The sequence below is a fragment of the Mycobacterium sp. TY814 genome (genome assembly GCF_030755175.1).
Taxonomy (GTDB): Bacteria; Actinomycetota; Actinomycetes; order Mycobacteriales; family Mycobacteriaceae; genus Mycobacterium.
The window spans coordinates 322,910-334,952 of the sequence record NZ_JAUFRY010000001.1; the positions used below are offsets into that span (position 1 = coordinate 322,910).

Below are 12,043 nucleotides of genomic sequence, written 5' to 3' on the forward strand. Positions count from 1 at the left end.
AGCCGTCACTGCAATCTCGACATGGACCCGGGCAGCCTGCCCAGTGGCAGACTCAGCCGGAACCGGGCGCCGCCGTCGTGCGGTAGGCATACCAGGTCACCGCCGTGCGCCCGGGCCAACGCGCGCGCGATCGGGAGTCCGAGCCCGGCGCCGCCGTGGTCGCGGGCGCGCCCCGCGTCCAGACGCACCAACCGCTCGAAAATGCGGTGCCGCTCGTCGTCGGGTATGCCCGGTCCGGTGTCGGTGACGGTCAGCTGTGCCGCCGCCGCATCCGCACTCACGTCGACCGTCACAGCGCCATCCGCGGGCGTGTGCCGCCGCGCGTTGTCCAGCAGGTTGGACAGGATCTGCGCCACCCGGGTCGGGTCCGCCGGGACCGTCAGCTGCTCGAGGCCGGTCCGCGCGACCGAGAGCTGCGGCGCCAGCATCGCGGCCCGCTGCACCTCGGCGTCGGCGACGGCCGCGACGTCGGTGTCGTGGATATCGAGCGGCAGTCCGGCGTCGATACGGCTCAGGTCCAGCATGTCTGCGACCAGCCGGCCCGCACGCCGGGCATCGGACTGCAGCAGGCTGGCCCGCCGGTACTGCGCACTCGCCTCCGACTCGCTCTCGTGGGCGGCGAGTTGTTCTGCGGCGGCTTGCATACCCGCGATCGGGGTGCGCAACTCGTGCGCGGCGTCGACCAGGAACTGCCGGGTCGCGGCTTCGGCCCGCTGTGCGGCTTCGGCCGCCTGCTGCGCACGCAACTCCGAATCTTCCAGCGCATCCAGCATGCCGTCGAAAGCGGTTGCCGCTCTGCCCAATTCGGTGTCAGCCCGAGACGGGCGCAGCCGCCGGCCACGATCACCGGTGGCAATGTCCCCGGCCAGCGTGGTCAATCGATCCAACGGCCGCAACGCGGCCTTGCTGACGGCGACGAGCAACAGCGCCGCCACCACAAGCGTCACCAACCCGGCGCCGATCATCAACTGTCGCAGCTGCCGGGTCACCTGGGTGGTCTGCGTGGTGTCCGCAACCAGGATCAAGCGGGCGCCGTCGGGCAACGGGTGCACCACCACGGTGGCACTGCCGTCGGGCGGCGGTCCGGGCGGCGGTGGCGGGGGCATCATCGGCGGCCCCGAATCCGGGCCCGACGGCGGGATCGGCAACGGCCCCGGCGGGCGACCGAGTGGGGGTGGAAACCCCGGCGGCGGCACCACCGAACCGGCTTTTGTGTCGGGGCTGATGCCGGGATCGCCGTAGGTGGCTCCGTCGGCCATGACCACCAGGGCGCGCACGGTGCCCCCGTTGAGCTGCGCGGCGAGCAGATCGGGCGGCGTGTTGGCGGCCACCAGTGCATCGGCCCTCGACGTCGCTGCGAGCAACCGGTCGTGCAAGTCGCGGCGGGCCTGCATGCCCAGCGTGACATCGATGGTCACGCCGAGCACCGCCAGCAGCACGCCGAGCAGCGCCACCACCAGCAGCACCACCCGACGCTGCAGCGACGGGGTGGCGGTGGTGGGGTCGGCGGTCATGATCGCTGCGGCTGCAGGCGGTATCCGATGCCGCGCACGGTCTGCAGAATCCGTGGCCCGTGGGTTTCGAGTTTGCGCCGCAGGCTGCTGACGTGGACCTGCACCAGATTCGCGTCGTAGGCGTCGTAACCCCACACCGCGTTCAGGATCTGGTTGGCGCTGACGATCCGGCCGCGCTGTTCGACCAGGAACTGCAGCAGCCGCAATTCGGTGGCGGTGAGGTCCAGCGGGTGTCCGTCGCGCGCCGCCACCCCGGCGTCGGCGTCGAGGATCACGTCGCCGAACTGCACCACTTTCGGCAGGCGTCCCCGTCGCCGCAGTACCGCGCCCACCCGTGACACCAGCTCGGCGAGTTCGAAGGGTTTGACGACGTAATCGTCGGCACCGCCGTCGAGGCCGCGCAGCCGGTCGGGCAGACCGTCACGCGCCGTGATCAACACGATTCCGACGTCACCGTAGTCGCGCACGACGTCGATGAGTTCGAATCCGTCCCGGCCCGGCAGCATCACGTCCAGCACCACCAGATCGGGACGAAGGCCCGCCAGCGCTTCCTCCAATCCCTCACCGTCGCAACGGGTGTCGGTGTGATAGCCGACGTCGGCCAGGGCCTCGCTGACCATTTCGCGGATGGTCTCGGAGTCCTCGACCACCAATACCCGGGGAGTGCCGACACTGAACTGATCCGTCGCCGTTCGGCTGTCCGTCATGCCCCCATTCTTATGCGCGACCACGACGTGGCCGCGAATTTGGCGCCGTTTTCGCGGTGACGGCGCACAATCCACACATGACCTCCGACCGCACCAACCCCCCAGCACCAGCTCGACGGTATTCCACCGGCGCGCTGGTGGGCGCCGGCCTGGCCGGCGTAGCAATCGGCGCGGCTGCCGCATTCGCGGTGACCGGCCTGGTCTTCACGGTTCGCGTCGAACTACCCCCGCCGCCCTACCCCCAGTTCTCGTCTGCTGTACCGACCCCGCCCCCGGCGTTGTCGAGCGTGGTGCCGACATCGACGTCGCCCGGGCTGCTACCCGAGCGGCCCGCGCTGCCCGGACCACCCGGGCCGCCCTGATTTCTTCAGATCCACTTCAAGTTCGGCTTCTACCGTCGCGGTTACCAACTCATCCAACGACGTGAGGAGTCGCATGACCTCCGACGACAACACGACTGATCCCGCTGCCGCCCCGTCTTCAGCACCCGTTGCACCCGTTGCACCCGTCGCTGCGGACAAACGCCGCTTCTCCACCCGCGTGGTGCTCGGCGCGGGGCTGCTCGGCGGGCTTTTCGGCGCAGTCTTCACCGCCGGCGCCGCCTTTCTGATCATGGCGTTCGGTTTCGGGCCTCCCCCGCCACCGCCAGGACCCGGATTCGGCCCGCCCGGGATGTCGCACTACGGCTTCCCGCCGGGCGGCCCAGGCGGACCGGGGGGACCGGGCGGTCCCGGCGGGCCGATGGCCGCACCGAAAGGCCCGCTGGGCATGGCACCGCCGATGGGACCGGGTGGCCCCGGCTTGCGGCCGCCATTCCCCGGCGGACCGCCTCCGATGGGGCCAGGCGGACCGGGTGGACAGCCGCCGCCTGCACCGGGTCAGGTGCCGGCGCCTCCGTCAGCCGGCCCGAGCCCGTCCCCCACGGCCCCGCGGTAGTCAGTCCCCAGACCGGCGAGGGTGCGCACGGTGCGCACCCTCGCCGGTCGCGGGTATGCGCGGCGGCACGACCCTCCCCGCTGGCGCGGCGGTGCGACCCGCCCCGCTGGTGCGACCCTCCCCATTGGCGCGAGCGTGCACACAATGCCACGCCCAACGGCGTGTCGTTGTACCTACCTGCACGCTCGCGGCGTGATGCAGGGCGCGTGGCATCCTCGATTAGAGGGGAGGCTTGCGATGACATCTCACGCATTCGCCCGGACCGGGGCATGGCTGTTGCGCTCGCGCCACCTGGTGCGCGCGCCGATCTGGATCTACCGGGCGCGAGCCGGGGCACTGTTCGGATCCCGCACACTCATGCTCGAGCACATCGGCCGCAAGTCCGGGCGGCCACGCTACGTCGTGCTGGAGGTCGTCGACCGTCCCGCGCCCGGCAGCTACGTAGTCCCCTCGGGATTCGGGCGAAAAGCCCAGTGGTTCCGCAACATTGAAGCCAACCCGCACGTGCGGGTCTTCGTCGGCAGCCATGCGCCGGCACCCGCTACCGCACGGATCCTCAACCCTGACGAGGTGGACCGGGTACTGGCGCGGTACCGCGACCGTCATCCTCGGGCGTGGCAGCAGTTCAAGCATGTGCTGGCGGAGACACTCGGCGCGCCGATCACCGACACCGGCGCCCCGCTGCCGATGGTCGAGCTGCGGCTCGACTAACTGTCCTCGGGGCCCTTCGCCGCCATCGCCGCGAACAGCGCGAGGAACGCCACCGCCGGTGCAGCGTTGGCCACCTTGTCCCGCACCCGGATGTGAGCGCCCACAGCCAGCACGAAATAGAGGGTGAGCATCGCCGTCGTCAGCCGGGCCAACCCCGGGAAGCGGGTGACCGACGCCAGCCCCACCGCGGCGGCGGCCTTGACCACGGGCAGAACGGGCCGCACGTTGTCCGGAACTTCGACGGTGTCCAGCACCTTCTTGATCGGGGGCACCTGGACGGCGCACGCTACCGCGTCGACGGCATGAAAAGTTGCCAGCGCCGCATAGGTTTTCGGTGAAGTCAGAGTGCTCATCCCCTGATCCTATTGACGCAACTCCGGGGGCGCGCCCAGCGGCCGGTCTACCGGCTTGTTCGCGATCGCCTCGGCCTTGGCGACCGCCTGAGCGACGGTCGGGTCGGTTTCAGTGGAGAACCAGTCCGCGACCTCGGCGTCCTCGGCATCAGCGGCATGCCGCGGCGGCTCGTCGACGGGAGACGGTTCGAACCGGAACACCCCGTCCTCACCGGGCTTGCCCAGCATGCGGGTGAAGCCCTGCAACGCCGCATTGAAATCGCTGGGCACCACCCACACCTTGTTCGCGTCGCCGCGGGCCATCTCCGGCAGGGTCTGCAGGTACTGGTAGGCCAGCATCTCGGGTGTGGGCCGACCGGCTTTGATCGCGGCAAACGTCTTCTCGATGGCTTTGGCCTCACCCTGGGCACGCAGATAGGCCGCGGCGCGCTCACCCTGGGCGCGCAGCACCCGGGACTGCCGGTCGGCTTCGGCGGACAGGATCGCGGCCTGCTTGGCGCCCTCAGCGGCCAGGATCTGGGACGCTTTCTGGCCTTCTGCCTGCATGATTGCGGCCTGTCGGGTGCCTTCGGCGGTGAGGATCATCGCGCGCTTCTCACGGTCGGCCTTCATCTGCTTTTCCATCGACGCCTGGATGGACGGCGGCGGGTCGATGCTGCGCAGCTCCACGCGGGCGACTCGCAGGCCCCACCGGCCGGTCGCCTCGTCGAGCACGCCACGCAACTGGGCATTGATCTGGTCGCGCGACGTCAGGGTCTGCTCGAGGGTCATGCCGCCGACCACGTTGCGCAACGTAGTGGTGGTCAGCTGCTCGACCCCGACGATGTAGTTGCTGATCTCGTAGACCGCCGCCTGCGGCACGGTGACCTGGAAGTAGACGACGGTGTCGATGTTGAGGGTCAGGTTGTCCTCGGTAATGACGGGCTGCGGCGGGAAGGAGACCACGCGCTCCCGCAGGTCCACCCGTGCCCGGATGCGGTCGATGAACGGCACCAACAAAGTCAGCTGACCGCTGACCGTGCGGCTATAACGGCCCAGCCGCTCAATGACCGCCGCCTCGGCCTGCGGGATCAACGCCACCGACTTGGCCACCACAATGATCGCGAAGATCACCAGAACGGCCAGCAACACCAGACCAGCTACCGCACCTTCCACCGGGATTCCCTTTCTCGAAAGCCCTACATACTCTGAAACACCACCGCGGTGGCCCCGTCGATCCTCACCACGGTGACCGACTGTCCGGGTTCGTAGACGTCGGTGTCGTTGAGCGGGCGCGCCGTCCACATCTGGCCGTCCAGCTTCACCCGTCCCTCATCCCGGGCGACCCGGTCGAGGACCACCGCATTCTTGCCCTCCAGCGCCTTGATGCCCATTGGCGGAACTTTCGCCGGCAGCAGCCGCCGCCTGAGGGTCGGGCGAACCACGGAAAGCAGCAGCACAGAGACGATCAGAAACACCAGTCCGTCGGCCCACACCGGCCAGTCGGTCAGCCAGCTGGCGCCGGCCGCGGCCAGCGCGCCACCGCCCAGCATCAGCAGAAACATGTCTCCGGTGAGCGCTTCGGCACCGGCCAGCACCAGTGCGGCGATCAACCAGATCAGCGCGGCGGGCATGGGCACAGAATACGCGCGATCCACCTTGATGTCGGTGAACAACTACACTGCGAGGTCATGTGGTGCCCAAGTGTTTCGCTGTCCATGTGGGCCAACGCCTGGCTCGCCGGCAAGGCCGCGCCCGACGACGTCTTGGACGCGTTATCACTTTGGGCGCCAAGGCAATCGGTCGCCGCGTATGATGCGGTCGCGGCGGGTCACACCGGCCTGCCCTGGCCTGATGTCAACGATGCCGGTACGGTGTGTCTGCTGCAGACACTGCGTGGGGCGGTTGGCCGCTCCACGTCTTCGCTCCGCGGCTCGATCAACGTGGTGCTGCCGGTACCCGGTGACGTGCGGGGGCTTTTCGCCGGAACGCAGTTCGCCACCGACGCACTGACCGCCGGTGAGGCCGTGATCATCAGCCATCCGACCGATCCTCAGACGGCGATCGGCCTGGTGCCCGATTTCACCTACAGCGATACCGAAGACGGCCACGAAGTCTCGGAGCCCGAATTGTGTGCGCTCACCTGGATGGTGTACTCGCTGCCCGGCCCTCCGGCCTTCGACTACCACGATCTCGGCGGTGCCGAATACGACCTGCGGTCAGCCGTGCGGTCGGCCGCCGACGCGCTGAGTGCGATGGGACTGGGATCGTCCAGCGGCGTCGACAATCCACGCGAACTGGTCGAACAGTTGATGGAATCCCAACGCCAGCACCGGGTTCCCGATCATGCACCATCACGTGCGCTGCGCGTGCTGGAGAACGCGGCACATGTCGACGCAATCATCGCCGTCAGCGCCGGGCTCAGCCGGCTGCCCGACCGGATGACCGCCGCGCCGGAACTCGTTGGCACCCAATCGTCCTCAGAGGGTCAGATCGCCAACGATGCGTTGCGGCCGTTGACTGCCGTGGTGCGCTCAGCCCGGATGGCCGCGGTCGATGCCATCCTCCACTCGGCGTGGACTGACTAGCCGGCTGCGCAGTGCGGTGGACGGCACGGGGCGCCGTCGACACTGCCCAGACAGCCCGGCACCGGGCCGGGACCGGTGACCCGCACCGGCTCTCGGCCGTCGCGCAGTTCGTCGATCAAATCGATTGCCAGCCTTGCGAATCGAGGATCGGCGTTGGGTGTGCCGGCGCGCGCCAAAGCGACGCCCAATTCGTCGGCCTGCAGGCGCAGTTCATGATCGAGATCCCAGACCACCTCGATGTGGTCGGCGACGAACCCGATGGGACAGACGACGATGGCTTCGGTGCCGGCACCGGCGAGCGCCGCGAGATGGTCGCCGACATCCGGCTCCAGCCACGGCACCTGCGGCGGTCCGGAACGTGACTGCCACACCAGGTCGTGTTCGGCGTACCCGGCCGCCTCGGCGACAAGCCTTGCCGCATAGGCGACTTGGCGACTGTAAAGGTTCGGCCCGCAACGCTGGTCGGCGCCGGTGGGGATGGAATGGGCGGTGAAGACCAGGCGCGCGCCCGGGGGCACCGTCGCGGCGGCCGTGGTGACCGCCTCGGCGAACATCCCGACGAACAGCGGGTGGTCGAAGTAGGTGCGCAGCTTGACCAGCTCCGGTGCCCCGGAACCGGCTGCCGCGCGCGCCCGGGCGATGTCCTCGACGTACTGGGTGCAGCTGGAGTAGCCACTCCACGCCGAGGTGGTGAAGGTGGCCGCACGGCGGATACCGTTGTCCCGCATAGCCGCAACGGTGTCCTCGATGTAAGGCGCCCAGTTCCTGTTGCCGAAGTACACCGGCAGGTCCTGCTGCCTCTGCAACTCGGCTATCAGCGCACGGTTGATGCCGTTGATCGGTGAGACACCGCCGAAATGCAGGTAGTGCTCGGCGACGTCATCGAGGCGTTCCGGCGGCACATTCCTGCCGCGGGTGACGTTCTCGAGGAACGGCCGGACCTGTTCGGGCCCTTCCGGTCCGCCGAACGACAGCAGCAAGACCGCATCGAATTGCATTGTGTGTCAGAGCAACTGAGTGTGGGCGCCGCCGTCGGCGTAGATGATGTCACCCGTGGTCGCCGGGAGCCATTCAGACAGCAGCGCGCACACCGTCTTGGCGACCGGGGTCGGATCCTTCATGTTCCAGCCGATCGGCGCGCGCTGGTCCCAGCCCTCTTCGAGCAGCTGGATCTGGGCACCCGCTTCGTCGCCCAGCGCACCGCCGACGATAGCGGCCATGGCCAGCGTCCGGATCGGCCCTGCCGCAACGAGGTTCGAACGCACGCCGTACTTACCCGCCTCGCGCGCGACGAACCGGTTGACCGATTCCAGTGCGCTCTTGGCAACCGTCATCCAGTTGTAGGCCGGCATCGCGCGGGTGGGGTCGAAGTCCATGCCGACGATGCCGCCGCCCGGATTCATGATCGGCAGCAACGCTTTTGCCAAGGATGCGTACGAGTACGCGGAGATGTGGATGCCCTTGGACACGTCCTCGTAGGGCGCGTCGAAGAACGGGTTGATACCCATCCCGCTCTGCGGCATGAACCCGATCGAGTGCACGACACCGTCGAGCTTGTTGCCCTCGCCGATGACCTCGGTCACCCGGGCAGCCAGACTGTCCAGGTGGTCCTGGTTCTGCACGTCGAGTTCGATCAACGGCGCCTTCTCCGGAAGCCGGTCGCAGATCCGCTGGATCAGCCGCAGCCGGTCGAATCCCGTCAACACCAGCGAAGCGCCCTGCTCCTGAGCGACTTTGGCGATGTGGAACGCGATCGACGAGTCGGTGATGATCCCGGACACCAGGATCCGTTTGCCTTCGAGCAGTCCTGCCATTATTTCGTCCCCTCTTTGCTTCTAGTGGCCCATGCCCATGCCGCCGTCGACCGGGATGACCGCACCGGAGATGTAGCTCGCGTCCTCCGACGCCAGGAAGCTGACCACCCCGGCGACCTCGGCAGCGGTGCCCACCCGTTTCGCCGGGATGAATTGCAATGCGCCCTCCTGGATCCGCTCGTCCAGGGCACGGGTCATGTCCGTGTCGATGTAGCCCGGCGCGACCACATTCGCGGTCACGTTGACCTTCGACAGCTCCCGGGCTATCGAGCGCGCCATCCCGATCACACCGGCCTTGGAAGCCGCGTAGTTGGCCTGGTTGCCGATGCCCCAGCTGCCGGAGACCGACCCGATGTAGATCAGCCGGCCGAACTTCTTGCGCTGCATGCTGCGTGCGGCGCGCTGGGTCACCCGGAAGGCGCCGGTGAGGTTGGCGTCGATGACCTTCTCAAACCGCTCTTCGGTCATCCGGATGAGGAACGCGTCCGCGGACAGACCGGCGTTGGAGACCAGCACCTCGACCGGGCCCTGGTGCTCCTCGACCTCCTTGAAGGCGCGGTCGACGGCGTCGTTGTCGGTGACGTCACACTCGACGGCGAACAGACCCTCGGGCGCGCCCGATCCGCGGTGCGTGACGGCTACCTTGTGGCCGTCGGCGGCCAGCCGCTGCGCGATCGCCAGGCCGATCCCCCGGTTTCCGCCGGTGACCAGGACTGAACGGGATACGAAAGGGGGTCTGCCGCCCTCGGTGGCGGCCTCGCTCGTGGTGTCGGTGGCTGTGTCAGTCACCCCGACAACCTAGCGCCTCGGGGCTTTGCGGCCGAAATTGGGCCTGGGGACGGACGGGCACGTCCGCCGGGGTCACCGACCAGCGGTTCGGCGCACGTTGCACAACACCATGTCCACCGCCGCCTCGATGACGTCGTCGTCGGGCACCGTGCCGAACATCAGCGACGGGCACGCGACCACCCCGGAGAGCATCGAGATCGCCGCTTCCAGTTGCGCACCGCCGAAGGCACCTTCCAGGATGCCGCGGATGGTCCGCTGACCGTCGGTGTTGATTTTGTCGCGGACCTCTTTCATCACGTCGTCCGTCGCCCACTGCGTCATCGCGGACAGCACCTGATCGAGCCGGTGGTCGAGCACCGCCTGCCGGAACGTGGTGAGCTCGCCGATCAGGTCGGTGCGGAGATCTCCCGTGGGAACGTGATGCTCAACCTCGCCGAGGGCCTCCAGGGCGATCGCAGCAAGGTCGAACCGGGTAGGCCAGTGCTTGTAGAGCGTGGTCTTGGAGTAGCCGGCCCGCTGGGCCACGTGAGCGTGAGTCAGCGCGTCGGAGCCTTCCTGAACCAGTACGTCGAACGCGGTGCGCGCGACGTCGGCACGGGTTCGGATGATCCGGGCGTCCTCGCCCTGCTCACCACCCGGGGCGCCGCGGCCAGGTGTCATCGAAACGCGTCCTTCCCGCTGCCAACGTTCGCGAACGATCATGGAGAAAGTTAGCTGATGAACATCCAGGCCAGAAGCGTATTGCCCATTCATTAATGAACGAGTAGTACATTAATGAAAGATCTGTACTGCAATGCTGCCGAGTCAGAAGGTTCGCCGATGAGTCCGAAAATCGATGCCGGCGCGGTGCTGGGCCGCCAGGCCGACGAGATCGATACCCGCTATCACCCGTCCGCGGCGCTCCGGCGTCAGTTGAACAAGGTCTTCCCGACGCACTGGTCGTTCCTGCTGGGCGAGATCGCGCTGTACAGCTTCGTCGTCCTGCTGCTGACTGGCGTCTACCTGACCTTGTTCTTCGACCCGTCGATGAGCGAAGTCACCTACAACGGCGTCTACCAGCCGTTGCGGGGAGTCGAGATGTCGCGAGCCTACGAAACGGCACTCAACATCTCGTTCGAGGTGCGGGGCGGGCTGTTCGTGCGCCAGGTTCACCACTGGGCGGCATTGCTGTTCGCCGCTTCGATCATGGTTCACATGGCGCGCATCTTCTTCACCGGCGCGTTCCGCCGGCCGCGCGAGGCCAACTGGGTGGTCGGGTCGCTGCTGCTGATCCTGGCCATGTTCGAGGGCTTCTTCGGCTACTCGCTGCCCGACGACCTGCTGTCGGGCACCGGACTGCGCGCGGCGCTGTCGTCGATCACCTTGGGAATTCCGGTGGTCGGCACCTGGCTGCACTGGCTGTTGTTCGGCGGCGATTTCCCGGGCAACATCCTGATCCCGCGGCTGTACGCCATCCACATTCTGGTCTTCCCCGGCATCATGCTGGCGCTGATCGGCGTGCACCTGGCGTTGGTGTGGTTCCAGAAGCACACCCAGTTCCCCGGCCCGCGCCGCACCGAACACAACGTCGTCGGCGTGCGGGTGATGCCGGTGTTCGCGATCAAATCGGGAGCCTTCTTCGCCGCGATCGTCGGCGTGCTCGGCCTGATGGGTGGACTGCTGCAGATCAACCCGATCTGGAACCTGGGCCCCTACAAGCCTTCTCAGGTCGCGGCGGGCTCACAACCGGATTTCTACATGATGTGGACCGACGGCCTGGTCCGGCTGTGGCCGGCCTGGGAGTTGTACATCGGCCATTACACCGTTCCGGCCGCCGTCGCCGTAGCCGTGCTGATGGGCGTCATCCTGGGCACGCTCGTGGTGTATCCGTTCCTGGAGAAGCGGTTCACCGGTGACAACGCGCATCACAACCTGTTGCAGCGGCCCCGCGACGTTCCGGTGCGAACTTCGATCGGCGCCATGGCAATCGCGTTCTACATCGTGCTGACCTTCTCGTCGTTCAACGACATCATCGCCTACCAGTTCCACATCTCCTTGAACGCGATGACGTGGATTGGGCGGATCGGCATGGTGATACTGCCGCCGGTTGTGTACTTCGTCAGCTACCGCTGGTGCATCAGCCTGCAGCGCAGTGACCGCGCCGTGCTCGAGCACGGTGTCGAGACGGGCATCATCAGACGCCTGCCGCACGGCGCCTACGTCGAACTGCACCAACCGCTGGGCGCGGTCGACAAGCACGGGCATCCGATCCCGCTGGAATATCAGGGCACGCCAATTCCCAAGCGGATGAACAAACTTGGCCTGGGCGGACGACCCGGCTCGGGCAGCTTCCTGTTCGCCGATCCGCCGGCCGAAGCGGCCGCTCTGCGCGAGGCTGCCCACGCCGGGGAGCAGCGGGCCCTGACCGCGCTACGCGAGCGCCGCAATGGCGCCGGGGCCAATGGCGCCGGGGTCAATGGCGCCGACCTCAATGGCGCCCGGGGCAACGGTCACCACGCGGAGGACAGCGAGTCTTCGGTGGAGACGCCAAGATTGCGCTGAGCGCGCGCAGTGCGGCGCCGGGCCCTGTGCTTCATCGCCAGAGGCGCAGGCTCGCCGCCAGAGGCTCTGGCTTGTAGGCGCAGGCTCACCCGGGGAAGATCAGCCAGACCT

General features: G+C 67.8%; 14 protein-coding genes. 5 read left to right on the forward strand and 9 right to left on the reverse strand.

Annotated features, from left to right (window positions below):
• Nucleotides 1-5: 5 nt before the first annotated feature.
• Nucleotides 6-1,514 carry a HAMP domain-containing sensor histidine kinase gene (locus QXH22_RS01115; RefSeq protein ID WP_306240930.1) on the reverse strand — a complete coding sequence of 503 codons (1,509 nt, stop codon included), beginning with the start codon at nt 1,512-1,514 and terminating at the stop codon, nt 6-8.
• Nucleotides 1,511-2,221, reverse strand: a complete 711-nt coding sequence (locus QXH22_RS01120; RefSeq protein WP_306240931.1) for a response regulator transcription factor — start codon at nt 2,219-2,221, stop codon at nt 1,511-1,513. The genes QXH22_RS01115 and QXH22_RS01120 overlap by 4 nt, the downstream gene beginning before the upstream one ends.
• Before the next feature lie 77 nt (nt 2,222-2,298).
• Between QXH22_RS01120 and QXH22_RS01125 the strand changes: the two genes are divergently transcribed.
• From QXH22_RS01125 to QXH22_RS01135, 3 genes are all read left to right on the forward strand, one after another.
• Entirely contained in the window at nt 2,299-2,583 is a 285-nt protein-coding gene (locus tag QXH22_RS01125) for a hypothetical protein (protein WP_306240932.1), read from the forward strand.
• A 73-nt stretch (nt 2,584-2,656) separates the two neighbouring features.
• Nucleotides 2,657-3,157 (forward strand): hypothetical protein, encoded by a 501-nt coding sequence (locus tag QXH22_RS01130; protein ID WP_306240933.1) that lies wholly within the window; start codon nt 2,657-2,659, stop codon nt 3,155-3,157.
• A 237-nt stretch (nt 3,158-3,394) separates the two neighbouring features.
• Nucleotides 3,395-3,868: a nitroreductase family deazaflavin-dependent oxidoreductase gene (locus QXH22_RS01135; RefSeq protein ID WP_306274755.1), complete on the forward strand. Its 474-nt coding sequence runs from the start codon at nt 3,395-3,397 to the stop codon at nt 3,866-3,868.
• Here QXH22_RS01135 and QXH22_RS01140 read toward each other — a convergent pair.
• Genes QXH22_RS01140 through QXH22_RS01150 form a run of 3 tightly spaced genes read right to left on the reverse strand, consistent with a single transcriptional unit; the run spans nt 3,865 to nt 5,834 of the window.
• Nucleotides 3,865-4,221: a DoxX family protein gene (locus tag QXH22_RS01140; protein ID WP_306274756.1), complete on the reverse strand. Its 357-nt coding sequence runs from the start codon at nt 4,219-4,221 to the stop codon at nt 3,865-3,867. The two genes, QXH22_RS01135 and QXH22_RS01140, sit on opposite strands and share 4 nt — an antisense overlap.
• A 9-nt stretch (nt 4,222-4,230) precedes the next feature.
• Nucleotides 4,231-5,376 (reverse strand): SPFH domain-containing protein, encoded by a 1,146-nt coding sequence (locus tag QXH22_RS01145; RefSeq protein ID WP_306274757.1) that lies wholly within the window; start codon nt 5,374-5,376, stop codon nt 4,231-4,233.
• Between the two features lie 23 nt (nt 5,377-5,399).
• The gene (locus QXH22_RS01150; protein ID WP_306240938.1) at nt 5,400-5,834 is read right to left on the reverse strand and encodes an NfeD family protein; all 435 of its coding nucleotides are present in this window, start codon (nt 5,832-5,834) and stop codon (nt 5,400-5,402) included.
• Nucleotides 5,835-5,891: 57 nt separating this feature from the next.
• Between QXH22_RS01150 and QXH22_RS01155 the strand changes: the two genes are divergently transcribed.
• On the forward strand, nt 5,892-6,788 hold the full coding sequence (locus QXH22_RS01155; protein ID WP_306274758.1) for a hypothetical protein: 897 nt from the start codon (nt 5,892-5,894) through the stop codon (nt 6,786-6,788).
• Here QXH22_RS01155 and QXH22_RS01160 read toward each other — a convergent pair.
• From QXH22_RS01160 to QXH22_RS01175, 4 genes are all read right to left on the reverse strand, one after another.
• Nucleotides 6,785-7,786 carry a ferrochelatase gene (locus tag QXH22_RS01160; protein ID WP_306274759.1) on the reverse strand — a complete coding sequence of 334 codons (1,002 nt, stop codon included), beginning with the start codon at nt 7,784-7,786 and terminating at the stop codon, nt 6,785-6,787. The two genes, QXH22_RS01155 and QXH22_RS01160, sit on opposite strands and share 4 nt — an antisense overlap.
• A gap of 6 nt (nt 7,787-7,792) precedes the next feature.
• Nucleotides 7,793-8,602 (reverse strand): NADH-dependent enoyl-ACP reductase InhA, encoded by an 810-nt coding sequence (gene inhA, locus QXH22_RS01165; protein WP_306240943.1) that lies wholly within the window; start codon nt 8,600-8,602, stop codon nt 7,793-7,795.
• Nucleotides 8,603-8,623: 21 nt separating this feature from the next.
• A complete protein-coding gene (gene fabG1, locus QXH22_RS01170; RefSeq protein WP_306240945.1) occupies nt 8,624-9,391 on the reverse strand; it encodes a 3-oxoacyl-ACP reductase FabG1 in 768 nt (255 codons plus the stop codon).
• Between the two features lie 72 nt (nt 9,392-9,463).
• Complete coding sequence (locus tag QXH22_RS01175; RefSeq protein WP_306274760.1) at nt 9,464-10,051, reverse strand: TetR/AcrR family transcriptional regulator; 588 nt, start codon at nt 10,049-10,051, stop codon at nt 9,464-9,466.
• Between the two features lie 159 nt (nt 10,052-10,210).
• Between QXH22_RS01175 and QXH22_RS01180 the strand changes: the two genes are divergently transcribed.
• Nucleotides 10,211-11,932, forward strand: a complete 1,722-nt coding sequence (locus tag QXH22_RS01180) for a cytochrome bc complex cytochrome b subunit (RefSeq protein ID WP_306274761.1) — start codon at nt 10,211-10,213, stop codon at nt 11,930-11,932.
• The last annotated feature ends 111 nt before the right edge of the window (nt 11,933-12,043 follow it).